Source organism: Halobellus limi, from assembly GCF_004799685.1.
Lineage (GTDB): Archaea > Halobacteriota > Halobacteria > Halobacteriales > Haloferacaceae > Haloquadratum > Haloquadratum limi.
This window is the reverse complement of the sequence record NZ_CP031312.1, coordinates 151,764-177,632: the sequence shown is the minus strand read 5'-3', so window position 1 is coordinate 177,632 and position 25,869 is coordinate 151,764. Positions and strand designations below refer to the sequence as shown.

Below are 25,869 nucleotides of genomic sequence, written 5' to 3'. Positions count from 1 at the left end.
CGGTTCAGCGAGCCTAGAACAGGCCGCTGATGTTGCCGTCCTCGTCGATGTCCATTCCGGCCGCGGCGGGGGTCGCCGGCAGGCCCGGCATGTCGAGCACGTCGCCCGTCAGCGCGACGATGAAGCCCGCGCCCGCGGAGGGGTACAGCTCGCGGACTTCGAGTTCCCAGCCCTCGGGCGCGCCCTTCTTCGAGGGGTCGTCGCTGAGCGAGTGGAACGTCTTCGAGAGGCAGACCGGCGCGTCGTCGAAGCCGAGGTCGTTCAGCCGTTCGATGTCGTCCTCGGCGCCGCCGGTGAAGTTGACGCCGTCTGCGCCGTAGACCTCGGTCGCGACGGTCTCGATCTTCTCTTTGATCGGCGCGTCGTCGGGGTAGAGGTGGTCGAACTCGTCCTCATCGCCCTCGTCGACGGCCTCGACGACGTTCTCGGCGAGGTCGACGCCGCCCTCGCTGCCCTCGGCGAAGACGTTCGACTCGGCGATGCGGACGCCGAGGTCCTCGCGACAGTGATCGAGGACGGCCTGGACCTCCTCGTCGGTGTCGTCGGGGAAGCGGTTGAGCGCGACGACGACCGGGACGCCGAACTTCTGGAGGTTGCGGACGTGCTTGTCGAGGTTCGCGAAGCCGGCTTCGAGTTCGTCGACGCCGGCCTCTTTGACCTCTTCGAGGTCGGCGGGCCACATCCCCATCCCGTGGTACTTCAGCGCGCGCACGGTCGAGACGAGCACGACCGCGTTCGGCGTCATGTCGCCGAGACGGCAGACGATGTTCATGAACTTCTCGGCGCCGAGGTCCGAGCCGAAGCCGGCCTCGGTGACGAGGTAATCGCCCATCCCGAACGCCGTCTTGTCGGCGATCAGGGAGTTGGTGCCGTGAGCGATGTTCGCGAAGGGGCCGCCGTGGACGAACGCGGGCGTGCCCTCGATGGTCTGGACGAGGTTCGGCTTGATCGCGTCCTTCAGGAGCATCGCGGCCGGGCCGGTGGCGTCGACGTCGTCGACGGTGATCGGCTCGCCGTCCGTGTCGTAGGCGACGATGATGCGCGCGATGCGCTCTTTGAGGTCCGCGAGGTCCTCGGCGAGACAGAGGACGGCCATCAGTTCGGAGGCCGCCGTCAGGAGGAACCGGCTCTCCCGCGGCGTCCCGCCGGACTTGCCGCCGAGACCGACGACGATGTCGCGGAGCGCCCGCTCGTTCATGTCCATCGCGCGCGGCCACGCGACGTCGTTGATGTCGACGTCGAACTCGTCGTCCTGGGAGATCTTCGCGTCGAGCATCGCCGCGATGAGGTTGTGCGCGGAGGTGAGCGCGTGGAGGTCACCGGTGAAGTGGAGGTTGATGTCCTCCATCGGGAGCACCTGCGAGTAGCCGCCGCCGGCCGCGCCGCCCTTGACGCCGAAGACCGGCCCGAGCGACGGCTCGCGGATCGCGATCATCGCGTCCTCGCCGACGTGGTTGAGCGTCTGGCCGAGGCCGACGGTCGTGACCGTCTTGCCCTCGCCCATCGGCGTCGGCGTCATCCCCGTCACGAGTACGAGGTTGCCCTCCTTGTTCTCGGCGTTGTCGCGGAGGCGGTCGACGCCCTCGTGGGACAGTTTCGCCTTGTAGTCGCCGTACAGTTCGATGTCGTCGTTGTCGATGCCCCACGGCTCGAGAACGTCTTTGATCGGTTCTTTCTCCGCGTCCTTTGCGATCTCGTAATCTGTGGGGAAACCGCCGTCGTCTTCGGACGTCATACTCGTGGTGTCCCGCGCACCTCACGTAAGGGTATCGGAAAAAAGTTACAGAAATCGGAGAAGACGTGTTTCAGTCGGCGAGAGACGGTCAAAATACGCGCCCGGTATGCTCGGACCGCAACGAGGCCCACGGTACTAAAATACCTTCACAAACACTGGCCCAACGCCTCTGACGGGCGGATAAAACCGGGTCTTCCCGATCCGTCTCCGGAATTGATCGGATGGCCCGGAACCCGCCTTTCGAGAAAATATCCGATATGCTCGGTGTATTCGGTCTCACGCCCGAACTATCACATTTCGTAAAATTACCGCGGTCGTCTCCGCTGCGATAAGTTAATCAGGCGACCGGCGACGATACGTTGGTATGAAATACCACGAGGCGGCGGACTACCTCACCTCGTTTCAGCGGCGCCGGCCGAAACTCGGCATCGAGACGACCGCCAGGATGCTCTCGCACTTCGGCGATCCGCAGGACGACGTCGATTGCGTCCAGATCGCCGGATCGAACGGGAAGGGGAGCACGGCGCGGATGCTCGAGAGCGTGCTCCGTCGCGCGGGCCTGAACGTCGGGCTCTTCACGTCGCCCGGGCTGAACGACTTCCGCGAACAGGTACGCGTCGACGGACGCAAGGTCCCGAAGTCGCTGATCTCGACGTACGCCGAGGAACTCACGCCCTGCATTGACCGCCTTCGAGCGGACGACGACGAACCGACCCACTTCGAGGTCCTCACGGCCGTCGCGCTCCGGCACTTCAGCGAGATGGACGTCGACGTGGCGATCCTGGAGGTGGGCATCGGCGGCCGGTACGACGCGACGAGCGCCGTCGACCCGGTCGCCAGCGCCGTCACCAGCGTCAGCCTCGAACACACCGAACTCCTGGGCGAGACCGTCGAGGAGATCGCTCGCGACAAAGCCCAGGTCGCGCCGAAGACCGGTCCGCTCGTGACCGGCGCGGACGGGTCGGCGCTCGAAGCCATCCGGGAGGTGACCGACGTCGTCTCCGTGGGTCCCGAACGCGGCGACGGAGCGGACGCGCCCGACGTCGTCGCCGTCGAGTCCGGGATGCGTTCGGCGGTCGAGAGCGTGGTGTCGATCGCGGGCCCCGACTGGTCGCTCGAGACGAACCTGCCGCTCCTCGGCTCGCATCAGGCCTGCAACGCGGGCGTGGCCGCGACGCTGGCGCGTCAGATCGCCGACGTGGACACCGACGCGATCGCCGACGGGCTCCGGTCGGTGGTCTGGCCCGGCCGGTTCGAGATCATGTCGACCGAACCGATGGTCGTCCTCGACGGTTCGCACAACCCGGGGGCGGCGGCGACGCTCGCGGACCTGCTCGGCCGCTACGACTACGACGACCTCCACCTGGTGTTCGGCGCGATGGCCGACAAGGCCTACGGGGAGATGGTGGACTCTCTGCCCGAGGTCGAGACGGCGTACGCGACGCGTCCCGACCTCGACCGCGCCGAGCACCCGGGCGCGCTCGCGGAGACGCTCTCGGCGCACGCCGGATCGGTCGAGACGGTCGCGTCCGTCCCGGAAGCGACCGAGCGGGCCATCGAGGCGGCCGACCCCGACGACTTCGTTCTGGTGTCGGGATCGCTGTACACCGTCGCGGAGGCCCGAGACCGGTGGACCCGCCGACTCGTCCCGACCGCGCGCACGCGCGGATCACACGTCGCGTCGTCGTTCGTGGGCGCGTCCTTCGACCGCGCCGCCGACGCGGCGGCGACCGGGACCGCCGCCGGCGGGAACGCGCCGGTCGGCGAAATGGATCGCCGGGTGTTCAGAACGTACCTCCGGAAAGCGCAGGCCGAGCGAGTCGCCGAACTCGTCTCCGACGTCGGCGGCGGCTGCCGTCGATCGACGGCGGGGAGCCCGGAGAAACTGGTCGCCACGGTGATCGCGGGGACGTCCGATCAGTTGCGAACGCTCGTGACGGCGCTCTCGAACGAGGGCCTCGGACTCAGGCGCGTCGCGACACAACTCGACGAGCAGCTGGGGCCGATCGAGCCCTCTCGCGAGTCCGGGCTCGGACCGCTCGCCGGCGAGGAAACGGCCGTGATGGGCATCCTCAACGTGACTCCGGACAGCTTCCACGACGGCGGCGAGTACGAGGCGCTCGAAGCGGCCGTCGAGCGCGCCGAGGCGATGGTGGAAGCCGGCGCAGACATCGTCGACGTCGGCGGAGAGAGCACCCGCCCCGGTGCGGATCCGGTGCCTGCCGAGGAGGAGATCGATCGCGTCGTCCCGGTGATCGAGGCCCTCTCCGAACTCGACGTCCCGGTCTCCGTCGACACGTGGAAGGCGTCGGTCGCCGACGCCGCGCTTGACGCGGGCGCGGACATCGTCAACGATGTCTCCGGGCTCGCCGACCCCGAGATGCCGTTCGTCGTCGCCGATCACGACGCCGCGCTCGTCCTGATGCACAGCCTCTCGATCCCGGTCGATCCGGACAGTTCGCCCATCTACGACGACGTCGTCGAGGACGTCATCGACGAACTCGGAGAGCAACTCCTCCGGGCCCAGCGGGCGGGGATCGACCGCGACCGGATCGTCATCGACCCGGGCTGTGGGTTCGGCAAATCGCCAACCGAGTCGTACGCGCTCGTCGACCGCGCCGCGGAGTTCAGCGCGCTCGGCTGTCCCGTGCTCATCGGCCACTCCCGGAAGTCGATGTACGAGGCGATCGACTACGCTGACGACGGTCGACTCACGCCCACGGTCGCCGGAACCGCGCTCGCCGCGGACCGCGGCGCGGACGTGGTCCGCGTCCACGACGTCCGAGAGAACGCCGCGGCCATCCGCGCTGTCGACGGCCGCCTCGATCCCGACTCCTGATCCGTCCGGCGCTCGACGGCCGCGCTGCGTCGGTCTCGCCGAACGCCCGGTTCTGAGACTTGGTCGTGCACTCGATCCCGAGGTCCCCCGAGCGCCGGGGCGCGGTGGGCCCTTGGTGAGCCGATTGCGGTGGGATCCTGGTGGGTCGGTCGCGGTGGATTCTTGATGGGCCGATCACGGGCTCTTGGTGAGCCGATCGCGGTGGGATCTCCCGGGTCGTACCGACACACTTTCACCACGCGTCGTGCTACACCGTAGCGTGATTTCGCAGGTCGCCGCCGTGGTCGGTGCAGGGTCTCCCGTCGGAGCCCCGGTTCAGCTCCCGCTGCAGACGCTCGACCCGGCGGTCGTCACCGAGACACCGGCGACCGTCAGGGCGATGGTCGCGTTTCTCGCAAGCACGTTCTTCGGCGGGTTCGTCCTCTACCGCTGGGGCGACCGCGTCTCCGCCGCCGTCGAGGCGTCGGCGTCGAACCTCCCGCTTTCGGCGGTCTACGGGGTATTCGCGTACGGGCTGCTCTCCTTCGTCGTCGCGTACGCCTACACGCAACTCGCGAGCCTCGGCGTCGGACTGGCGGCGCTCACGGTCGCCGGGGGCGCCGTGCTCGGCGGGGGACTCCTCGCCCTCGGCGGAATCGGATTCGCCGTCGCCGGGAGCTACCTCGCCGATATGGCCGCACTCGGCGATCCGTGGTTGGGCCTGGTCGGTGTCGGACTGGTGGCCGCCGTGGCCGTGCTCGTCCTCCCGCTCCTCCTCGGCGTGGCCGTCTGGTTCGGTATCGCCGCCGTCGGCATCGGCGGTACGGTCCGGCAGTGGGTCCACGCCGACGCGGCGGAACGGCAGGCCCAGTAGGGCCATCCCCTCGGTTCCGCTCTTCTTTTTTCGGCTCCTCTCTCCTCCGGTTCTGTTCTCTCTTCGCGAAACCCGCTCCGCTCTCGTGCAACGCCCGGAGCACGCCGCCAGCGACCCGTCCCCACGGGACGTATTAAGCGACTGGAGTCCGTAGGTGGCGTATGATCGTGATCTCACCGAGGGCTGCGGGCGTCAGTCCCTTGCAGCTCCCGTTCGAGTCGCTCGGGGACCTCGTGACGATCGCGGGATCGCTGTTCCTGCTCGTGATGCTCGTCGCCCTCGGCGGCTTCCTCTATCAGAGCCTCAGCGGCGACGGGATCCGCTGGCCCGACGAGATCGACGAGGACGACGAGGACGCTGAGGGAGTGACCCGGCGGCCGCCGAGCGACGACGACGAGGACGACTGGAAGTACTACTGATCGGGCGTCTCGTCACCGTGCCGCGCACTCGCGGAACGCGCCCGTCACGGTACGGTGTGCCGGCGCGAGACTCCGGATGTCTCTGTCTCTCCGGTGGTTCTCGGTCCGCGAACAAAATGGAGTGAGGAACGTCGTCGGTCGTGAACGGTTCGGGTGGTCTCGAACGGGAGTCGCGATCAGTCGCCGCCTTCGGTGTCTGCACCTCCTCTGACTCCGGTCACGGTCTCGCTGCCGGAGGTGACGACGTCGACTTCGTCCTGTTCGGTGAGATCCTTGATGCGCTCTGCGAACTGCTCGGAGGACAGGATCTCGTGTTCGTTCTGGAGGCCCTGATAGACGGTGTAACACATCAGGACGAGGATGATCGCGAACGGGAACCCGGTCGCGATCGCGGCCGTCTGCAGGGCACCGAGGCCGCCTCCGATGAGCAGCACGGCGGCGACGGCACCTTCCGTCACGGCCCAGAAGATCCGCTGGGCCTTCGGGACGTCGTGTTTCCCTCCGGACGTCAGGTGGTCGATGACCAGAGAGCCCGAGTCCGAAGACGTCACGAAGAAGGTGATCACGAGCAGGGTCGCGAGCAGCCCCGAGATGGCCCCGAGCGGGAACTGCTCTAACATCGCGAACATCGCGACGGTCTGTCCGAACTCGTTGTAGGTCGCGAGCACCTGCCCGTTACCGACGATCGTGTTCTGGAGTGCGGCGCCACCGAAGGCGGCGAGCCAGATCGTCGAGAACAGCGACGGCAGGAACAGCACGCCCATCACGAACTCGCGGACGGTGCGGCCCTTCGAGATCCGCGCGATGAACATCCCCACGAAGGGCGACCACGCGATCCACCAGGCCCAGTAGAACACCGTCCAGGCGCCGACAGTACCGCCGCCCTGACCCAGCGTGCCCGTGAAGAAGGCGAGCTCGACGATGCTACCGAAGTACGCGCCGAGGCCTTCGACCCACGCGCCGAAGATGTAGAGCGTCGGGCCGACGATGATGAGGAAGCCGAGCAGGATGAACATCAGGTAGAGGTTGATCGTGCTCAGCCGCTTGACGCCGCCTTCGAGACCGGCGGCGACCGAGAGCGTCGCGATGGCGGTGATCCCGGCGATCAGGAGCACCTGCGGCATCGTACCGGTCGGGATACTCACGAGTCCGAGCATATCACCGAGGACGTACGAGAGCCCGGTGTTCACCTGCGCGACGCCGAGGCCCAGCGAGGTCGCCAGCCCGAACAGCGTCGCGAACACCGTCACCAGGTCGATCACGTGGCCGGGCCACCCGTAGATCCGCTCGCCGAGCAGCGGCCAGAAGATCGACCGGAAGGTCAGCGGCAGTCCGCGGTTGAACGAGAAGAAGGCGAGGCCGAGGCCGACCAGTCCGTAGATCGCCCACGGGTGGAAGCCCCAGTGGAAGAACGTCTGCGTCAGCGCGGCCACGCCCGCTGCGCCGGTTCCCGCCTCGGCGCCGTAGAACCCCGGCACGTTCGAGACGTAGTACAGCGGTTCGGAGACGCTGAAGAACATCAGGCCGATTCCCATCCCGGCGCTGAACAGCATCGCCATCCACGAGAAGTCGCTGAACTCCTTTTCGGCTTCGACGCCGCCGATCCGGATCGTTCCGAACTTACCGAGCGCGAAGTACAGTATCGTGACGATGAAGATGTTCACCGCCAGGAGGTAGAACCAGCCGAAGTTCCCCTCGAAGAAGCTGCGCACCGCTGAATACGCCTGCGCGGCCTGATCGCCGAGCAGGATCGTGACGGCGATGAACACCGCGATGAGAAGCAGTGCGACCGGGAACACGACCGGATGGATGTCGAATCCGAACTTCTGGATGTTGGTGTCGCCCGGCTCGCGGTCGGACTCCGGGTGGAACAGTTCCACCTGGAGGCCGTCGGACATCTCTCCGGTCTTGTCGCTATCTGACATACGCTACCTCCGTTGCGCCGCACGTCCGTCGTATTTCGGTCATGATTGTCGTGTGTTGGCTCGTCTGCGTTTCAATCTGTTCCGTCCCCCCGTGCCGTTCGCTTCTCTGGCTATGCCGTTGACGACGGGAGTGTCCCCACCGTCGCGTATCGTCGGTTGGGCCACTCTTACGTGGAGTGTTACACAACCTCACCCATTAACAATCGTTGAGGTATATTAAACCTTGGGCAATATTCGCCGTGGAGCGACTGAGGCGGGCGTTCCTCGTCGGTATGCAGAGATTTTTTATCCCACGAACGTCGGATTTAGCCGGCCGACGCGTTTATTGTTTTCACCTGTGTGATACTCGGTACCGTGAGAATTCTGTGCAATCATCAACTGGAGGTGGTCTCCCCCGATATCACCGACTCTCGCGGCCATCCGGACGCAGCGGTGGCAACGGACGACTCTCCCGTTCAGGCTCCACATCGTGATAGATAATTTACGAGTTGTGGTTCGGTGGCTCCGCCGTGTCGCGGTCCGCATCGTAGAACCGCTGCGTGCCGACCCGGAGAAATCCGGCTTCCGGCTGTCGAGTCCCGAAACGAGCACGACGACGCTCGACGGCGACGTCGGATGGGCCTCTCGGCCCCCCGCGTTGCTGAGTTGCGCCCGGTGCGGCAGCGACGTCAACCAGCACCACCCACACGACGACATCGACTGCAGGCGCTGCGTCGCGACGTTCGACTACGACGAGTTCCCGAAACTCGAACTTCAGCACTTCATCTGCCCCGTCTGCGGATCAGAGATGGAACACGGACGCCGCCATCCGAGGGTCATCGACGTCCCCGAGTGGGCGACGTGTCACAGCTGTCGGTACCACTGGGAGTTCAAACACGACTACTGATAGGGGGTATCGTGGACGACCGGTGGTCAGGCTCTCGGCTGGCCGCGGTATCCGATTCGGCTGAAACCGAACGATGGATTTCCACCACAGTCCCTATGGGATTCGCCATCACCTGGAATCGACTCGTGTTCCCCGGTCGAGACCCGACGGGTCGCAGGCGACGCCCGTTCGATTCTCCCACGTCGACGACAGTGTTTTAATCGCTCCCGTTACCTGATGGAACGTATGGTAAACGTGCTCGCGACCGTCGCCGCCGTCTTCGTCGTGGTGCTCTTCGCAGTCGCGCTGCTCGCCCTGGCGGCCGGCGAATTCGCCGTTGCCGGCGTCGTGTTTCTGTCGGCGAGCATCGTCATCTACTTCCGAGAAAAACGGTTGGTTGATTCCTGAGCGCGAACCGCCGCCGCCGCGTGGCAGTCGTTCGCATTCGACTCGGGCTCTCAGAGTTCGTCCATCTGCATCCGCTGAGTGATCACGGGGACCGTCGCGGTTCTGACCACTTTGTCCATCGTTCCCCCGAGGATGCCGCCGATCGTGCCTCGGTAGGCCGACCCCATCACGATGGCGTCCATCCCCTCGTCTTCGGCGTAGCCGACGATCTCCTCGTTCGGCGTCCCGGTTCGCATCGCGGTCGTGCACTCGACGCCGTGTTCGTCGGCGACGTCCGCGAGGTTGCCCAGAACTTCGTTGCCGTACTCCTCGTACTCCTCTCGCATCCTGTCCTCGTCGTCCCGAAGCGCCAGCGCCCGCGGTGCGCCGGGGAGATCGATGACGTACAGTGCGTGCACCTCCGCGCCGAGCGCGGCGGCGAGTTCGATCCCGTGTTTTGCGCCCTTTATCGCCTCGTCGCTCCCGTCGTATGGTATCAGTATCTGGTCGTACATCGCGCGGAACCACTCTCACCGACACGACCCGTTTACAAATAACTTTCCGCGATTCGGGAAGAGAGACTCGGAAGATCGCCTTGCCAGAGGATAGGCCGCCGTTCCGGAAGTTATCCGACCCCTCACGTGCCAGACGTGTTTCGCGAGCGGTCAGTTCCGAAACCGATTCGCCCGCCGCGAACGATCCGGGACGGGGGCTCGACCCGGTACCGATAATCGGGAAGCGACGACGGTCGTCCGCGTCAGTCGGCCTGACCGGTGGCTCCGGAGGTCGACGTCGCTTCGATTCCGGGTCCGCTCTCGATCGCGTCGACGAGGAGCTCCGCCACGTCGACGATCTCGATGTCGTCCTCGTAGCCGCCGGTCTTCATCCCGTCCTCGTACATCGTCATACACATCGGACAGGCGACGACGAACTTCTCGACGGCGTCGCCGGCTTCGGTGTCTTCGAGCGCCTCGCGCATCCGTTCCTCGCTCGGCTTCGACTCCTCGTCGATGTCCATCCAGAGGCCGCCGCCGCCGCCGCCGCAACAGAACGACTCGTTGCGGTTGCGCGGCATCTCCGCGAGCGTCGCTCCGGTCGCCCGGATGAGCTCACGCGGCGCCTCGTACTCGTCGTTGTACCGGCCGAGGTGACACGGATCGTGGTACGTGACGGTGACGTCGAGCTCGTTGCCGCGGAGTCCCAGCCGACCGTCTTCGACCATCTCCTCGACGGCCTGCGTCCAGTGCAGCACGTCGATCTCTCCATCCTGGTTCCACTCGCCGTCGAACTCGAACTGCATCAGGGGCTCGTCGGCGAAGTCCTCGTACTCGACCTCCGGGTACTCGTTCTTGAACGTGTTGTAGGAGTGGGGGTCCGTACAGATGATCTTCTCCGGATCGACCTCCTCGAACTTCTCGACGTGATAGCCCGCGAGGTCGACGTAGAGGAACTCCTCGCCGAGCCTGCGGATGTCGTTGCCGTCGTACTTCTCGTCCTCGAAGAGGATGCCGTACTCGACGTCTGCGTGTTCGAGGATCTTCGCGAGCGAGCGGGCGACCTGCTTGTTCCGCTCGTCGTAACTCGGGTAGTCGCCGACGTACCAGAGGTACTCGACGTCCTCCTCGCGGGCGTCGGTGACGTCGAAGTCGAGTTCCTCAGACCACGCGGCGCGTTCCTCCGGCGGGTCGCCGAACGTGTTGCCCATCCCCATGATGTTGTCGAAGGTGTCCTGGACGTTCGAGTCGACGTCGCCCTGGTCGGTGAGCTGTCGGTTCATCCGCGTGAACGACTTCAGGTGCTCGATGTCGACCGGGCAGGCGTCCATACAGGCCATACAGGCCATACACGACTCCATCGTCTCGGCGGCGACGACGCTCTCGCCGCCGTCGGCGACGATGTCGACCTCCTCGGTCTCGCCGGCGTCGAGGTCCTCGCGGTACCGCTTCAGATCGAGGATCACGTCCCGCGGATCGAGCGGCCGACCCGAGGTCTCCGCCGGACACGCCGAGGAACAGCGCCCGCACTTGGTACAGGCGTCCTGATCGAGGATCTCCTTCCAGGAGAAGTCGTCGATGCTCTCGGCGCCGGTGTCGGCGTCGAGGTCGGCCGGGATACCCGGGAGCCGAGCGCCGGCCTTCTCGTCTCGCGTGACGATGTTCGCGTACGAGGAGAGCATGTGGAACGGTTTCCCGAACGGGATCGCGGCGATGAACGCGAACGCGAGAAGCGAGTGCGACCACCAGACCGCCGGGTAGATGGCCTCGGCGGTCATCTGCGTCATCCCCGCGATGGCGAGCACCTCGGCGACGAACCAGCCGACGAAGCTCACGGTCTCGAACTCCGGGAAGCCGGTGCCGAGGATGCGCAGGCCCTCGGTGAGGTAGCCGCCGACGCCGAGGAGGAAGAGCGCCCAGATGAACAGGTCGTCCTCCAGGCTCGTGTGTTTGCCGTGGAGGCGCCACTTCCGTGCGGCGTACCGGCGGTACAGCGCGACGCCGACGCCGACGACGAACAGCAGCCCCATCGTGTCCATCACGAAGGAGTACGAGAGGTAGAAGTCCCCCACGAAGAACGACTGCTCGGTGCCGACCAGTCCGGTGATCGGCTGATAGACGTCCATATCGATCGCGAGGATCGTCGTCCCGATGAGGAGCGTGAGAAAGCCCCACAGGATGAACGCGTGCATCAGCCCGCCCGCGGTATCCCGGTCGAAGAGCTTCTTGTTCGAGAGCACGATTCGCGCGCTACTGACGATTCGATGGGGGAGGTCGTCGAGCCTGTCGAACCAGTCCGCCTGTCCGGCCGTGTAGCGGTCGACCCGCCGGTAGACGCCGTAGGCGAACACCAGGATCGTCACGACGGCAAGGAGGTAAAACGCGATCTTGCCGAGGTGCCCGATACCCCAGAACGTCGGTCTCGTTACGGTTCCTTCAGCAACCATTATTCCGTATAGTTCGCCAATCCGAGTATAAAGGTTGGCACGAACCGCCGGCCCGCCGCGATATCGGATCGATCACTTCGGGACCGGATCGTCTCGCTACCGACTCCAACGCGTCCGTGCCTGTCGCGTGGACGGGTTTCGGACGCGTCGGCGGAGGCCAGTGGCCCGGCCGCGTCGACCACGTCGTATATCGTTACTGACTGGTTGTGGAGTCCGCGGCGTCACCACAACTAAGCACCCGCCATCCGAAGCCGTTGACACGTATGAACGCACCCGCTCGATTCGATCATCCCGCCTGGACCGCCGGCCTGGCAACCGTCGTGAGCTACGGGCTCGGACTGCTGGGCCTGTTCGTCCTCCTGTTCGTTCTCCCGTTCGCCCTGTTCCTGTTGCTGTGACCGGACCGTCGCGCGCAAACAGGGTGTGCGGGGCGGAGGAACGACGCCGAGCGCCACCGGGGCGGTGAATCCGTCGGCGGACGGATCTTCTCTCGCGCGGGAGCGGCCGCGCTCCCACGTAAAATGACGTGGAGTATTGAAGGTGTGATTAATTATCGTTAGATACAGACACTGTACACGTAGCGGACACCCAGCGGACAGACGTGTGAAGCTTTGCGACGCGACACCAAAAACCAAGATGACCGAACCCAAAACTGAGTTTGTACACCGATGAGCTCGAACGAATTCCCATCGACGGCAGGTACCGTAGTGATCGGAGCTGGCATCGTCGGCAGCTCCCTCGTAGGCGAACTCGCCGAACGCGGCAGAGACGACATCCTCCTGATCGACAAGGGGCCCCTATCGGACCCCGGCGGCTCGACCGGCCACGCCTCCAACTTCATCTTCCCCGTCGAACACAGCAAAGACATGACCCAGCTGACGTCGGACAGCCGGGACATCTACCGCGAGTTCGGCACCTTCACGAACTCCGGCGGGATCGAGGTCGCTCGAACCGAGGAGCGGATGGAGGAACTCAAGCGCCGCGTCGTCTCCGCGAAGGCATTCGGCGAGGAGGGAAGGCTCCTCACGCCCGAGGAGGTCGAGGAACTCGTCCCCTACGTCAACACCGACATCATCAAGGGCGGCTTCTACAGCACCGGCGCCGGCACCTGTGACCCGCTTCGCGCCGGCGAACTCTACCGCCAGCAGGCCGACGAGAAGGGCGCGCTCCGGACGGCGCCGAACACGGAAGTCACCGACCTCCACGTCGAGGACGGCGAGATCACCGCCGTCGAGACCGAGAAAGGAACCGTCGAGGCCGACGAGGTCGTCATCGCCGCCGGCCTCTGGAGCCCCAAAATCGCGGATATGGCCGGCGTCGACATTCCGCTGACCCCCGCCGTCCACCAGATGGTCTCTGTCGGACCCATCGAACGCTTCGAGGACGGCGAGGGCGAGATCAACTACCCGGTCGTCCGGGACATGGACACCCAGATGTACGAGCGCCAGCACGGCAACGACATCGAGGTCGGCTCCTACGAGCACCGACCCATCCTCTGGGACGTCGAGGACGTCCCCTCCATCGAGGAGTCGCCGCTCTCGCCGACTCAGCCCCCACTCACCGACGACGCCTTCGAGCCCTCGATGGAGCACGCTCTGGAGATCATTCCGGACCTCCTCGACGACCCGGACGCGGGCATTCGACACTCCATCGACGGGCTGCTCTCCGTCACGCCGGACGGCCACCCGCTGCTCGGCCCGATCCCCGAGGTCGACGGGCTCTGGTCGTGTGCGGCCATCTGGATCAAGGAGGCGCCCGCGATCGCCCGGGAAGTCTCGAAGTGGATGACGAAGGGCCACCCCGACATCGACATCGTCGCCCACGACCACGTCGCTCGCTTCGACGAGTACGGCGAGACGAACGAGTTCGTCAAGAGCCGCGCTCACGAGGGCTATCAGAAGATCTACGGCATCGTCCACCCGCGCGAGCAGTGGCAGTCCACCCGCCCGCTCCGGACGAGTGCCTTCTACAACCGTCAAGAGGATCTCGACGCCGAGTTCTTCGAGGCCGGCGGCTGGGAGCGCCCGCGCTGGTTCGAGTCGAACGCGGATCTGGTCGACAAGTACGAAGACCAGATCGAAGACCTCCAGCGCCCCAACGAGTGGGACAGTCGCTGGTGGTCGGACATCATCCTCGGCGAGCACCTGCACTTGCGGAACAACGTGGGGATGATCGGCGACACGGGCTTCGGGATCTTCGACATCATCGGGAGCGACGCCTACGAGAATATGGAGCGGCTCTGCGTCGCGTCGATGGACATCGAGGTGGGTGACGCCTCCTACACGCCGATTCTGGCGCCGAACGCGGGGTTCGTCGCGGACCTGACCGTCGCGCGTCTCGGGAAGAACCACTACCGGGTGATCACCGGCGGTTCCCACGCGGGCCAGGACAAGACGTGGTTCGGCGACCACCTCGAAGGCGACGCCGAACTCATCGGTCGTTCTTCGGAACTGTGCACGCTGGGCGTGTGGGGGCCGAACGCGGAAGCGCTGATGGATTCGATCAGCGAGGAGCCGATGACGGCCGACTCCTTCGACTTCGCGGAGATGAAGGACGTGACGATCAACGGCGTGTCCGCGAAGGCGCTGCGGATCTCCTACGTGGGCGAGTTCGGGTGGGAGATCTACGCGCCGATGGACCGGGGCCAGCGCCTCTGGGACACGGTCTACGAGGCGGGCCAAGAGCACGACATCCGGCCGGTCGGGACGGGCGTCTACGGCGAGACGGGTCGGATGGAGAAGGGCTACCGGCTGATGGGCGCGGAGCTCGAAATCGATTACAACCCCGCGGAAGCGGGGCTGACGTTCCACGGGGTGAAGGACGCGGACTTCATCGGGAAGGACGCGTACGCGGAAGCGATCGACGAGGAGAACGCGGCGACGCTGTGTACGCTGTCCGTCACGGACCACGCGCCGGAGGGCGGCGAGCCGCGGTTTATGACGGGTGGCGAGCCGATCCTCGATCAGGACGGCGAGGTGCTCATCGACGAGGAGGGCCGTCGCTCGTACGTGACGTCGGCGGGGACGGGCCCGTCGGTGGGCAAGCATCTGCTGCTGTCGTACCTGCCCCAGGAGTACGCCGAGGAGGGCCGGGAACTGCAGGTGGAGTACTTCGGCCAGCACTACCCGGTGGAAGTTGAGGTCGCGGGCAACGGCGGGGTCTTCGATCCGGAGAACGACCGGCTGTTCCGCAACGAATACTAACGGGAGGAGACGGAGCACACACTTATGGAGATACTCACAGCAATCAAGCGCGTGCCGGAGACGGGCGCGAAGGTATCGTTGACGGAGGACAACCTCGATATCGACACGACGTCGCTGGGGTTCACGTTCAGCCCCCACGAGGAGTGCGCGGTCGAGGAAGGCGTCCAACTCGTCGAAGAGCACGGGGGGAACGTGACCGTGCTGACGCTGGGCGAGGAGGAAGCGACCGAGCAACTCCGCTCGGCGATCGCGATGGGGGCCGACGACGGGATTCTGCTGGATGGCGGGGACGCCGAGTGGGGTCCCGCGGGGACGGCGGAAGCCATCGCTGAAGCGGTCGAGGAGAGCGACACGGAGTTCGACCTGCTGCTGTTCGGCAACGAATCGGCGGACGCGGCGAACCATCAGGTGGGCGTTCGCGTCGCGGAAGAACTCGGCCTGCCCTGCGTGACGGGCATCAAAGACCTCGACGTCGACGGCGGGACGGCGACGGCCAAACGGGAGATCCCGGGCGGGTCGGAAGTCTACGAGGTGGCCCTGCCCGCGGTGATCACGGTGAAAGAGGGGCTGAACGAGCCGCGGTACCCGTCGATGCGGGCGAAGATGCAGGCGCGCAAAGCGTCCGTCGCACAGAGCGAGCCCGACCCGCGCGAGGACGACCTGGAACTGGTCGAGTTGGAAGTGCCGGAGACGGACGACAGTCCCGCGGAGATCCTCGGGGAGAGCCCGGAGGCGGCCGAGGACGTCGTGGACGTGCTCGAAGAACTGGAGGTGGTCTGAGATGGTACTCACGCTCGTCGAACACGACGAGGAAGGACTGGACGACGTGTCGCTGCAAGCGCTGGCTTTGGCGCGTGACGTCGCCGACCAGGCCGGCGAACCGCTGGAAGCGATCGCGTTCGGGGCTGGTGCCGAAGACGTCGCTGGCGAGGCCGGCGACCACGGGGTCGAGACGCTGCACGCCGTCGACAGCCTCGAGGAGTACGCGCCGGAAGCGTACGGTCGCGCGGTCGTGCAGTGCGCTGAAGAGGTCGGCACGGAAGCGGTGATCGCGCCGGGGACTGATCGAGGCGCGGAGACGCTGGCGCACGCGGCCTCGAAGCTGGACGTGACGATGGCGGCGGAGGTCACGGACGTGGAAGTGGGCGACTCCTACGAGCTGACCCGCCAGCGGTGGGGCGGGACGCTGATCGAGCATTCGAGGCTCACGGCGGAGACGAACCTGCTGACGGTGGCGGCTAACGAGGTATCGGCCTCGGCGACCGGCGGCGACGCGGCCGCTGTCGAGGCGTTCGCGCCGGACCTCGCGGACGGCGACCTGCGGGTGCAACTGACGTCGGTCGAGGAATCCGACGTGGAGGGCGTGCCGCTCGGGGAGGCCCGGGTGGTGGTCTCCGGAGGTCGTGGAACCGACGGGGACTTCTCGGAACTGGAAGCGCTGGTCGAGCGGGTGCCGAACGCGGCGCTGGGGTCCTCGCGCGCGGCGGTCAACGAGGGATGGCGGCCGCACGACGACCAGATCGGGCAGACGGGAGCGAAGATCGCGCCGGAAATCTACATCCCCGCGGGGATCAGCGGTGCGGTCCAGCACATGGTGGGGTGTAAGGGGGCGGAGAACATCCTAGCGATCAACACGGATCCGGAGGCGGCGATCATCCAGAAGGCCGATTGGGCGGTGATCGCGGACCTCCACGAGGTGGCGCCGGCGATCGCAGAGGAACTGGAAGCGCGCGGCCACTCCGAGTAGCGGCCTCGCCGCTTTTCGCCGTCGAATTTTTTCGCGAGTCGCCGATCGCAATTCCCGGACCGTCGTCGCCGGTTCGTCGTAGGAAGCGCGATCGTTCTCGACGTCACTGAGCGATATCTCTCCCCAGAGCGCTTCTCGCAGTAGCCACGGACTGGTCCGGATACGACTCGACTGTACCCACCGTGACCGGGCACTGGCGTTCTTCGGTCACGTCGAGACACGAGGGACGTCCGATTCCGATCCCGCTTCCCGACCCCTCTCCGCGCGGTGACAATTAAGCACCTAGCGTGACAATTAGATGAGATGAGGTCGATACCTCGCCGGACCGTCCGAAACGGGATCGTCGGCGGCGTCGTGGGTGCGGTCCTCGGAGTCGTTCCGCTGGTACTGCTCGTCGCGCCGCTCCTCGGCGGCGGCGTCGCGGGGTATCTCGAACGAGACGACGCGCGGGGCGGCGCGGTTGCGGGCGTCCTCGCCGGGGTCGTCACGGCCCTCTTCGGCGTCGTTCTCACCGCCGTCGTGGTGGCCGTCCGTTTCGGTGACCTCCCGCTCTCGGTCGTCGACGGGCCGCTCGCACGGCTGGGGATCGCGACCGCCCTCTCGCTCGCCGCCGTTGTCGGGCAGGTGCTCGTCGCGGGGATCGGTGGGGCCCTCGGGGGAATCCTCGAGGCGGCGCATCGCCCGTCCGGCAGTGGCGACGCCCGCAGGACGGCGTCTCGAGTCCGACGTCGACGTTCCCCGATCGCCGCTGTCGGAAGCGTTCTCGGCGGCCTGGTCACGTTCGCGGCGGTCGCGTACGCGGTCACCGCCGTTCTCGATCCGCTGATCTGGCCGTCCGCGATCGTGGGACTGCCGGTCGGCTTCGTCGCCGGCGTCGCCGTCGCGGTCGTCGGCTACGCGTTCGCCCGGCGCGAACGGAACGCGGACGGCCGCTGGCGTGCGGTCGGGATCGGCGCCCTCGCGATCGTCGTGGTCTTCGGGCTCCTCCTCGGCGGCCTGTGGGTCGTCGGCCAGGAGCGGGTGGCCGCGAGTCACGAGAGCACCTACGAGTACGAGGTGAGCATCGACGCCGACGGGACGCTGGAGGACCCGACGTTCTACGTCCCCGCTCCGACCGACTCCGACGACGTCCGCCTCTCGGCGGTGTTCGTCGAGGACGCCAGCGAAGAACGCTACGTTCCGGGTGTCGCTTCCGGCGCCGGCGCCGAGCCCGTGAACTTCTCCTCCGAAGTCGTCGAGACCGAGCACGGGCCGATGATCGCCGTCTCCGCGGACCGTATCGAGGTCTCGCGGTACTACTACCGAACCGTCGAGAACGAGACGATGGGGTGGACCGAGCCGATCAGCCCCGAGGAGTACGATCCCGCGGACCCGTCGACCGGCGTCGCTCACGACGGAAGCTTCACGCTCACCGTGACGGCCGTCGCCGAGGACTCCATCGACACGGCCGATCCGTTCGGTACCGAACCGCTTCTGGCTCCCCAGTACGACCGAACTCGCGTCGACTGTCCGTCGGGTCCCTCCGAGACCCGGCGGTGCTACACCTACGAGAGCCGCGTTTACGCCGACTACGACGCCGACGAGGGAACCACGGTGTCGGTGGCCGCGACAGTCGACGGCCGCAACGAGTGGTTCTCGGGCGGCTGGAACGGTAACGAGTACCGGGATCGGACGTCTGTCGAACTGCTCGGTCCCCGGTCGGGGTGGCACGTCGCGTTCGGCGAACTCGACGTCGGCCGCGGGAGTTACCGGCGGTGACCGCGACGGTCTCGCGCTCCTCGGTTCCGAGACCGGGGCCCGTCGACGTTCACGGGAGACGACGAGCCACCGACTACCCGCCCGTGCTCACCGGTCGCAGCGCGAGGGCGGCGACGCCGGCGGCCACGACCAGCGCGGCGCCGACGTAGAAGGCGGTCGACCAGCCCAGCGCGGCGATCAGCGCGCCGGTCACGGTGCCGCCGAACACGCCGCCCGGGACCTTCGCAGTGTAGATGGCCGCGTAGTTCTCCGAGGAGCGGGCCTCGCCGTAGTAGCGGCCGACGAGGCTCGGGAAGATCGCGAACACCGGGCTCCGGAAGAACGCCGCCGCGGCCACGAACGCGACGAACAGCGAGCCGTGGCCCCGACTGCCGCTGGCGACCGCGCCGGCGAGCGTCAGCCCGCACAGCACGAGCGACGCGCCGGCGGTCCGCTCCTCGCCGAGGCGGTCCGACAACCCGGCGAGGACGAGCAGCCCGGCGCCGTCCGCCAGGGCGATGCTCGACGCGACGGTCGTCGCCGTCGCCGCGGAGAGACCGAGCCCGGTCGTGAAGCCCACCGACTGTCCGATCAGCATCAGCCCCACGCCGTTGACGACGACGAGCACGCCGTAGAAGACCCAGAACTGCCAGGTTCGGGCGGCGGTCCGCCAGCCCACCGCGTCGGTGGCGTCGGCGGAAGCGGCTGGCGCAACCGAGCCGTCGGGGTCGTTCGCGTCGGCCGGGTCGTCGAGGCCGTTTGCGTCGGTCGAGTCGTCGGGGTCGCGCTCGCCGGAATCCGCGGCCGTCTCGGCCGCCTCCGACCCTCCGTCGGCGGCCGTCGCCGAGCCGGACACCGACTCCGGATCCCTGAGCAGCCCCGCGGCGAGCAGGCTCACGACGCCGACCGCGACTCCCAGCACGAGCAGGGTCCGCGTGAAGGCGGCGTCGATCGACCCTCTGACGAGCGGGATCACGACGAAGCTCACCCCGCCGTAGGCCATCGAGACGATGCCGGTAGCCAGCCCGCGGTACTCGTCGAACCACTTGACGGGCGTGTTCACCGCCACCGTGTAGGCGATGCCGGCGCCGAGGCCGCCGACGGCGTACGACGCGTACGCCACGGGCAACGTCGGAGCGACCCCCAGACCGACGTAGCCCGCGGCCATCAGCGCCGCCGCGGCCACGAGGAGTTTCCGCGGCCCGTACCGGTCACGGATGCCTCCGGCCGGCAGCTGGACGAGCGTCTGGGCGATCACGAAGAGGGTGAAGACGGTCCCGAGCGCGGTCGGGGAGGCGGAGATGCGCGTCCCGACGGCGGCGCTGAGCGACGACCAGACGAACTGGTAGGTCCCGGCCCCGCCCATAATGGCCGCACCCACCGCCACGAAGGCCCACCGACGCATCGATCGCTGGCGACTCACGTGATCGGTTCGACGGGTCCGGGTAATAGGCGTTAAGAAACCCGACGGCTCGCTACTCGGTCGCTCTGGTGACGTCCTCGACGGTGTAGTCGGCGGCCTCGATGGCGTCGACGATCCCCGCGGCGTGTTCGGCGCCGCTGGTCTCGACGGTGAACACGAGGTAGGCCTCGCCGACCTCTAAGTCCTCGACCGAGCGGTCGTGTCGCACGTCGTGGATGTTCGCCTCCTGGTCGGCGATGATGCCCGACAACTCGTGCATCTTCCCCGGGCGGTCGTCGATCCGGACGCGCAGGCGGATCCGCTGTTTCCGCTGGGTCAGCGCGTGGACCACGACCGTCTGCAACTGCGTCATGTCGAGGTTGCCGCCGCAGAGCAGCGGCATCACGGTTTCCCCGGAGACGTCGAGGTCGTCGCTCAGGAGCGCCGCGACCGACGCCGCCCCCGCGCCCTCGACGACCTGCTTCGCGCGCTCCATCAGGAAGAGGATCGCCTGGGCGATCTCGGTGTCGGAGACGGTGACGACCTCGTCGACGTTCGCCTGGATGATCGACAGCGTCGCCTCGGAGATGCCGCCGGTGGCGATGCCGTCGGCGATGGTGTCCACCTCGTCTAAGGTGACCGGGATCCCCTTGTCGAGGCTCTCGTGGACGGTTTCGGCGCCCGTGGCCTGGACGCCGACGACGCGCGTCTCCGGCGAGAGGTGCTTGAGTGCCGTGGAGACGCCGCTGATGAGCCCGCCGCCGCCGATGGGGACGATCACCGTGTCGGCGTCCGGACAGTCGTGGTACATCTCCGTCCCCAACGTCCCCTGCCCGGCGATGATGTCGACGTCGTCGTAGGCGTGGACGAACTCCGCGTCGCTCTCCTCGACGGCCGCCTGCGCGTGGCTCATCGTCTCCTGGAAGTCCTTGCCCTTCAACTCGACCGTCGCGCCGTAACTCCGGGTGGCGTCGACCTTCGCCTGCGGCGCGTCCTCGGGCATGTAGATCGTCGAGTCGGCGCCGCACTTCGTGGCGGCGAGGGCGACGCCCTGGGCGTGGTTGCCGGCGCTGGCGGCGACGAACTCGGTGACGCCGTCGGCGACGTCCTGGCTGATCTTGTTGTACGCGCCCCGGGTCTTGAACGACCCCGTCCACTGGAGGTGCTCCATCTTCAGGTAGACGTCGGCGTCGACGAGGTTGCCGATCGAGGTGCTCCGTTCGACGGGGGTCTGCTTGACGACGGTGTCGTCGTCGAGGCGCTCGCGCGCGCGCTCGATGTCGACGTACTCCACGGGCAATGCGTCGGTGTCGGTGTCGGACTCGTGTTCTGTTTCGGTCATTGGTTGTGGCGTGCCTGGACGTCCCACGTGGCGGCGGTCGGTCCGCCTCTCTGCGGGTTCGGTGAGACGCTTGGTTCGCGTGCCGATTCGCGTCGGGGGCCCTTCAGTCTCCGGATGGGTCGGCTATCGGAGGATCTTCTCGCGGCCGGGGTCGAACAGCGGTTCGTCCCGGACGGTCGCGTCGTACAGTTCGCCCTCACACCGGACCTGCACGTCGGTCCCCGCCTCGGTGTACTCCGTCGGGAGGTAGGTGTAGGCGATCGACTTCCCGACGCTGTACCCGAAGTCCGCGGCCTGCACGTAGCCCTCGGGCTCGCCGTCGACGAGGACGGGACGGCCGCTCAGGAGGACGTCCTCGGAGTCGTCGAGGGTGATCGGCGTGATCTCGTCGTCGATGCCCTCGGCCTTCGCCGCTTCGAGCGCCTCCTTTCCGACGAAGTCGGTGTCGAGGTCGACGGCGAAGGAGAGACCGGCCTCGTAGGGGTTCGAGTCGGTGTCGATGTCGGTGCCCCACAGGCGGAAGCCCTTCTCTAAGCGCATCGACTCCAGCGCACCGCCGCCCATCGGTCGCACGTCGAGGTCCTGTCCCGCCTCCCAGAGCGTCTCCCAGAGGCGCTGTCCGTACTCGGTCGGCGCCCACAGCTCCCAGCCGAGCTCACCGACGTAGGAGACCCGCATCGCGATCACGGGCACCTCGCCGACGTAGATCTGTTTGGCGGTGAAGTACGGGAAGCCGTCGTCGGAGACGTCGGCGTCGGTGACCCGCTGGAGCAGGAGCCGCGATTTCGGCCCCCAGAGGCCGATCGTGCTCCTTGCGCCCTCCTCGACGGTGACGGAGACGGTCTCGGGGGCGTGTTCCTCCAGCCAGCCGCCGTGGATACCCGGCGAGTTGCCGCCGCCGGTGGTCACGAGGTACTTCTCGTCGTCGAGCCGGACGACCGTCACGTCCGCGAGGATGCCGCCGCCCTCGTTCAGGAGCAGCGAGTAGCGGACCTTGCCGACGTCCATCTCGACGTCGTTGCTGCACATCCGCTGGAGGAACGCCTCCGCCTCGCTCCCCTCGACGACGATGCTGCTGAAGGAGGTCATGTCGAACATCGACACGGCCTCGCGGGTGTGGAGGTGTTCGGCTCCCTCGATCGCCGAGCGGTTGATCCCCCGCCAGCCGTCCTGCTCGGGGATCTCGTCCTCGTACTGCTCGAGGAGGTCGGCGTTCGAGTCGTACCACTGCGCGGACTCCCAGCCGCCCGACTGGTAGAATTCGGCACCCAACTCCTTCTGCTGGTGGTAGAACGGACTCGTCCGGAGACCGCGGTGCTCCTCGGGCTGCCAGCGCGGTTCGACGATGCTGTAGACCTGCTGGTAGCGCTTCGCGCCCTTGTCGACGAAGTAGTCCTTCTCGCCCGCGTGCGGCTCGAAGCGTCGAACGTGCACGCCGCCGGTGTCGACCGGGCCCGAGGGCAGTCTGGGAACGCCGTTTTCCATCCACTCGGCGACGATCCGGCCGTAGCCGCCGGAGTGGGTCCACCAGATCGCCAGCGCGCTCCAGAGCCCCCCGACCCGGGTCGGACCCACCGCGGGCATCCCGTCCGGCGTGAACACGAAGATGCCGTTCTCCGTCATCTCGTACTCCTTCCCCTTCGTTGCCGGCAGCAGTTCGTCGAACGCCTGTTTGGGCGACTTCTCCCGATCGGGATGGGTCGGCTCCTCCCAGTGCTCGCGCGTGAAGCCGCGGACCGACGCCTGCCGGTCGTCGTTCTTGCCCATCGCGTCGGGGTCGACCGAGAGCGACTCGTGGTTGTACGACCCCATCCCCAGGGAACTGCCGTGCGTCCGGAAATACAGGGAGTTGTCCTGGTCGCGGCCGACGGGGCGGTGCGGCCCCTCGCTCATGTACTCCTGCACGTCGCGGTTCCCCGGAACGAGGAGGCCGTCGGTGTTGTCGCCGACGTTCGAGTCGGCGTCGGCGAGTTCCTCCATCGGCTCTGTGACGACGTACTGGTGCTCGACCGGCGCGATCGGCAGGTCGAGATCCGCCATCTCCGCGGTCTGATAGCCCCAGTTGTTCGTCGCGATCACGCAGCGCTCGCAGTCGATCGTTCCCCGGTCGGTCTCCACCGCGCCGATCTCGCCGCCGGCGACGTCGAGGTCTGTCACCTCCGTATTCCCGTAGAAGTCCGCGCCCGAGTTCGCGATGTACCACTGCAGCGCGGCGATGCCGTCGACCCGGCCGTCTGTGGGAGAGTAGTACCCGCCCAGGATCTCCTCTTCGTTCACCAGCGGCAGGTGTTCCGTGACCTCCTCCGGCGAGAGGAGTTGCGGGTCCGGCAGTCCGTACGACTCCGCCCACTCGACCCGTCGTTCGAGGAAGTCCATCCGCTCCTCGCTGCGGGCGAGTTCGATGCCGCCGACCTCGTCGTAGACGCCGGCGTCCGAGAGGAGTCGACTCGTGTAGTGGGCCGCCTTCGTCTGGAGTTTCGACGGCGACGTCTGGAATATGATCCCCGGCGCGTGCACCGACGATCCGCCGGTGACCGGCAGCGGTCCCTGGTCGATCACGACGACGTTCTCCGCACCCAACTCGGTGAGGTGGTAGGCGACGCTACAGCCGACCGCTCCGGCTCCGATGACGACGGTCTCCGCCTGCGACGGCAGTTCCGGCTCGCTCATTAGTGTTCATCTCCCGGTGACGGTGTCACGGGCATAAATAACACGGTACCTCGAATCCAGACGCGGAAAAATACCGCATCCTCGGACGGCTCGCCCCTGTAACCGGAGATTTTCGAATTTCGACGGAGACGAATGCGCTCTGTGACTCGACCCGTCGCGAAACCTCAGACTGACAGCCCGTCGATACGACGTGCGACGGTGGATGCAACGAGCCCGTCGCGGCTCGGGACCCGCCTCGCGGTTCACTCCCGTGGTCCGGGATCCCGCTCGCGCACGGCGTCCAGCAGATCACAGAGTGCCTCGGCGGACCGGTCGAGCAGCTCCTCGCCGAGTTCGGCGCTCGACTCCCGGGGATCGCCCACGACGCCGTTGTCGGTGAACTCGTCGGAGTCGACGGCGAGGTTGACCCGGCCCTGCCAGTCGCCCCAGCGGTCGCTCCCGCCCTCGGCGGCCTCCTCCAGGCGGTCCTCGTGAACCGTCTCCGGGTCCGAGTGGCGGAGCAGCGACGTCTCCAGCGGGCCGGCGTGGCCCATCTCCGAACTGTGCTCGCCCACCTCGTCGAACCAGGTGAACGGGACCGCGTAGGCGTCGTCGTGGCGGACGATCCGCGCCGTCACCTCTCTCAGCGCCGCGATGTTCCCGCCGTGGCCGTTCACGACGACGACCCGGTCCCAGCCGTGCGAGGCGAGGCTTCCGACGACGTCGCGGACGTACGCGCGGAACGTCGACTCCGTCGTCCACAGCGTCCCCGAGAAGCGGCGGTGCTCCTCGGCGATGCCGACCGGGATCGCGGGCGCGACGACCACCGGGTCGTCGTACCGGTCAGCGCCAGCCTCGGCGACGGCCTCAGCGTCCAGCGTGTCGGTGCCGAGCGGAGCGTGCGGGCCGTGCTGTTCCGTGCTGCCGACCGGAAGCAGCGCCACCTCCGCCTCCGACTTCTCGGCGTCGGTCCACGTCTCGCGTTCCAGATGCATGCGCGGCGGTTCACCGAGCGATCGGATAAAAGACGCGACGTGTTCGCGGCCCGTACACGTCGCGATCGTTCGGTTCGCGGCCTCAAGATCGGTACTCTCGCGGCATCGCCTGGCTTCGTGCGGCTACTCCAGTCGATCGAACGTACCGTACAGCTCCTCGTTCTGGACGTGGGTACAGAACTGCGCGCACAGTCGACAGCAGTCCGCCGCGTCGGTGAACGTCCGGACGCTGGCGTCCCAGCGCGCGTTGACCGATCCGAGCATCGCACTCCGAACCGACGGTTCCGTCGCCACCATCACGCGGCGCGCGCGCTCCGGCGGCGTCGCGTCGGCGGCCGGCCCGCGCATCCCCTCGGTCGACAGCAGGTCTTCGAGGACGCTTCCGATCTCGATCCCGACGCCGAGATTGTCGCCCACCTGCGGGGCGACGAACACGACCGCGTTGCTCGCCCGCGCGAAGGCGATGCTCTGCGTCGCCGCGTCCATCTCCTCCAGCGGAATCCCGACGTCGATCGCGAGAAAGGCGTTGAATCCGCGGTCGCGCAGACAGTCTCGCGTCTCCTGGAGGAGGCGCAACACCTCGTCCTCGGCGTACTCGCCGCTGGTTTCCTCCCACGTCGCGAACGACGGAGCGTCGCGTTCGACGGCCGCGTCGTCTGAGAGGAGTGCGTCGACGTCGAACGTCCGATAGGGGCCCATCAGGTAGACCAGAAACCGCTCGCGCCGCGGCGGTGCGAGGGCCTGGGAGTCACCGACCGCCCGGGGGAGGTCGTCGACGATTCGTTGCCGCATTCGAGCGTCCGGTTCGGCGGAACAGTATATAAATACCG

The 25,869-nt window shown here is 67.0% G+C and carries 19 protein-coding genes; 10 read left to right on the top strand and 9 right to left on the bottom strand.

Annotation, left to right across the window (positions count from 1 at the left end):
• Positions 1-13: 13 nt before the first annotated feature.
• On the bottom strand, positions 14-1,735 hold the full coding sequence (locus tag DV707_RS15380) for a formate--tetrahydrofolate ligase (protein ID WP_103993265.1): 1,722 nt from the start codon (positions 1,733-1,735) through the stop codon (positions 14-16).
• 364 nt (positions 1,736-2,099) lie between these two features.
• Between DV707_RS15380 and folP the strand changes: the two genes are divergently transcribed.
• The 3 genes from folP (at position 2,100) to DV707_RS15365 (ending at position 5,846) form a co-directional block, all read left to right on the top strand.
• Entirely contained in the window at positions 2,100-4,574 is a 2,475-nt protein-coding gene (gene folP / locus DV707_RS15375) for a dihydropteroate synthase (RefSeq protein WP_103993266.1), read from the top strand.
• A 259-nt stretch (positions 4,575-4,833) separates the two neighbouring features.
• Entirely contained in the window at positions 4,834-5,427 is a 594-nt protein-coding gene (locus tag DV707_RS15370) for a hypothetical protein (protein ID WP_103993267.1), read from the top strand.
• Positions 5,428-5,588: 161 nt separating this feature from the next.
• Positions 5,589-5,846: a hypothetical protein gene (locus DV707_RS15365; RefSeq protein WP_103993268.1), complete on the top strand. Its 258-nt coding sequence runs from the start codon at positions 5,589-5,591 to the stop codon at positions 5,844-5,846.
• A gap of 176 nt (positions 5,847-6,022) precedes the next feature.
• Here the strand turns inward: DV707_RS15365 and DV707_RS15360 are convergent, their stop codons facing one another.
• Positions 6,023-7,771 carry a BCCT family transporter gene (locus DV707_RS15360; RefSeq protein ID WP_103993269.1) on the bottom strand — a complete coding sequence of 583 codons (1,749 nt, stop codon included), beginning with the start codon at positions 7,769-7,771 and terminating at the stop codon, positions 6,023-6,025.
• Between the two features lie 490 nt (positions 7,772-8,261).
• Between DV707_RS15360 and DV707_RS15355 the strand changes: the two genes are divergently transcribed.
• On the top strand, positions 8,262-8,657 hold the full coding sequence (locus tag DV707_RS15355) for a hypothetical protein (RefSeq protein ID WP_200820983.1): 396 nt from the start codon (positions 8,262-8,264) through the stop codon (positions 8,655-8,657).
• A 225-nt stretch (positions 8,658-8,882) separates the two neighbouring features.
• On the top strand, positions 8,883-9,044 hold the full coding sequence (locus tag DV707_RS18685) for a hypothetical protein (protein ID WP_170216872.1): 162 nt from the start codon (positions 8,883-8,885) through the stop codon (positions 9,042-9,044).
• 50 nt (positions 9,045-9,094) lie between these two features.
• On the opposite strand, the gene DV707_RS15350 is transcribed toward DV707_RS18685, so the two are convergent.
• Together DV707_RS15350 and DV707_RS15345 are read right to left on the bottom strand one after the other, a co-directional pair.
• On the bottom strand, positions 9,095-9,538 hold the full coding sequence (locus DV707_RS15350; protein WP_103993270.1) for a universal stress protein: 444 nt from the start codon (positions 9,536-9,538) through the stop codon (positions 9,095-9,097).
• Between the two features lie 242 nt (positions 9,539-9,780).
• Positions 9,781-11,964 carry a heterodisulfide reductase-related iron-sulfur binding cluster gene (locus DV707_RS15345; RefSeq protein WP_103993271.1) on the bottom strand — a complete coding sequence of 728 codons (2,184 nt, stop codon included), beginning with the start codon at positions 11,962-11,964 and terminating at the stop codon, positions 9,781-9,783.
• 263 nt (positions 11,965-12,227) lie between these two features.
• Between DV707_RS15345 and DV707_RS19215 the strand changes: the two genes are divergently transcribed.
• From DV707_RS19215 to DV707_RS15325, 5 genes are all read left to right on the top strand, one after another.
• Positions 12,228-12,362: a hypothetical protein gene (locus tag DV707_RS19215; protein ID WP_268806892.1), complete on the top strand. Its 135-nt coding sequence runs from the start codon at positions 12,228-12,230 to the stop codon at positions 12,360-12,362.
• A 270-nt stretch (positions 12,363-12,632) separates the two neighbouring features.
• The gene (locus tag DV707_RS15340; protein WP_136361904.1) at positions 12,633-15,167 is read left to right on the top strand and encodes a GcvT family protein; all 2,535 of its coding nucleotides are present in this window, start codon (positions 12,633-12,635) and stop codon (positions 15,165-15,167) included.
• Positions 15,168-15,191: 24 nt separating this feature from the next.
• A complete protein-coding gene (locus DV707_RS15335) occupies positions 15,192-15,947 on the top strand; it encodes an electron transfer flavoprotein subunit beta/FixA family protein (protein WP_136361903.1) in 756 nt (251 codons plus the stop codon).
• A gap of 1 nt (position 15,948) precedes the next feature.
• Positions 15,949-16,914 (top strand): electron transfer flavoprotein subunit alpha/FixB family protein, encoded by a 966-nt coding sequence (locus tag DV707_RS15330; protein WP_136361902.1) that lies wholly within the window; start codon positions 15,949-15,951, stop codon positions 16,912-16,914.
• A 303-nt stretch (positions 16,915-17,217) separates the two neighbouring features.
• Entirely contained in the window at positions 17,218-18,672 is a 1,455-nt protein-coding gene (locus DV707_RS15325) for a DUF5518 domain-containing protein (RefSeq protein ID WP_103993242.1), read from the top strand.
• Positions 18,673-18,745: 73 nt separating this feature from the next.
• Here DV707_RS15325 and DV707_RS15320 read toward each other — a convergent pair whose 3' ends face one another.
• The 5 genes from DV707_RS15320 to DV707_RS15300 form a co-directional block, all read right to left on the bottom strand.
• On the bottom strand, positions 18,746-20,074 hold the full coding sequence (locus DV707_RS15320) for an MFS transporter (RefSeq protein ID WP_235010866.1): 1,329 nt from the start codon (positions 20,072-20,074) through the stop codon (positions 18,746-18,748).
• 52 nt (positions 20,075-20,126) lie between these two features.
• Positions 20,127-21,395, bottom strand: a complete 1,269-nt coding sequence (ilvA, locus tag DV707_RS15315; RefSeq protein ID WP_103993240.1) for a threonine ammonia-lyase — start codon at positions 21,393-21,395, stop codon at positions 20,127-20,129.
• 123 nt (positions 21,396-21,518) lie between these two features.
• The gene (locus tag DV707_RS15310; RefSeq protein ID WP_103993239.1) at positions 21,519-24,065 is read right to left on the bottom strand and encodes a GcvT family protein; all 2,547 of its coding nucleotides are present in this window, start codon (positions 24,063-24,065) and stop codon (positions 21,519-21,521) included.
• Positions 24,066-24,307: 242 nt separating this feature from the next.
• Positions 24,308-25,039, bottom strand: a complete 732-nt coding sequence (locus DV707_RS15305) for a creatininase family protein (protein WP_103993238.1) — start codon at positions 25,037-25,039, stop codon at positions 24,308-24,310.
• A 123-nt stretch (positions 25,040-25,162) separates the two neighbouring features.
• The gene (locus DV707_RS15300; RefSeq protein ID WP_103993237.1) at positions 25,163-25,831 is read right to left on the bottom strand and encodes a DUF7509 family protein; all 669 of its coding nucleotides are present in this window, start codon (positions 25,829-25,831) and stop codon (positions 25,163-25,165) included.
• Positions 25,832-25,869 lie beyond the last annotated feature (38 nt).

Bases quoted from the DNA above. Each gene is read 5' to 3' on its own strand.
- DV707_RS15345 (WP_103993271.1), bottom strand. From the start codon at position 11,964: ATGGTTGCTGAAGGAACCGTAACGAGACCGACGTTCTGGGGTATCGGG.
- ilvA (WP_103993240.1), bottom strand. From the start codon at position 21,395: ATGACCGAAACAGAACACGAGTCCGACACCGACACCGACGCATTGCCC.
- DV707_RS18685 (WP_170216872.1), top strand. From the start codon at position 8,883: ATGGTAAACGTGCTCGCGACCGTCGCCGCCGTCTTCGTCGTGGTGCTC.
- DV707_RS15380 (WP_103993265.1), bottom strand. From the start codon at position 1,735: ATGACGTCCGAAGACGACGGCGGTTTCCCCACAGATTACGAGATCGCA.
- DV707_RS15300 (WP_103993237.1), bottom strand. From the start codon at position 25,831: ATGCGGCAACGAATCGTCGACGACCTCCCCCGGGCGGTCGGTGACTCC.
- DV707_RS15330 (WP_136361902.1), top strand. From the start codon at position 15,949: ATGGTACTCACGCTCGTCGAACACGACGAGGAAGGACTGGACGACGTG.
- DV707_RS15350 (WP_103993270.1), bottom strand. From the start codon at position 9,538: ATGTACGACCAGATACTGATACCATACGACGGGAGCGACGAGGCGATA.
- DV707_RS15365 (WP_103993268.1), top strand. From the start codon at position 5,589: ATGATCGTGATCTCACCGAGGGCTGCGGGCGTCAGTCCCTTGCAGCTC.
- DV707_RS15335 (WP_136361903.1), top strand. From the start codon at position 15,192: ATGGAGATACTCACAGCAATCAAGCGCGTGCCGGAGACGGGCGCGAAG.
- folP (WP_103993266.1), top strand. From the start codon at position 2,100: ATGAAATACCACGAGGCGGCGGACTACCTCACCTCGTTTCAGCGGCGC.
- DV707_RS15360 (WP_103993269.1), bottom strand. From the start codon at position 7,771: ATGTCAGATAGCGACAAGACCGGAGAGATGTCCGACGGCCTCCAGGTG.
- DV707_RS15305 (WP_103993238.1), bottom strand. From the start codon at position 25,039: ATGCATCTGGAACGCGAGACGTGGACCGACGCCGAGAAGTCGGAGGCG.
- DV707_RS19215 (WP_268806892.1), top strand. From the start codon at position 12,228: ATGAACGCACCCGCTCGATTCGATCATCCCGCCTGGACCGCCGGCCTG.
- DV707_RS15310 (WP_103993239.1), bottom strand. From the start codon at position 24,065: ATGAGCGAGCCGGAACTGCCGTCGCAGGCGGAGACCGTCGTCATCGGA.
- DV707_RS15325 (WP_103993242.1), top strand. From the start codon at position 17,218: ATGAGGTCGATACCTCGCCGGACCGTCCGAAACGGGATCGTCGGCGGC.
- DV707_RS15340 (WP_136361904.1), top strand. From the start codon at position 12,633: ATGAGCTCGAACGAATTCCCATCGACGGCAGGTACCGTAGTGATCGGA.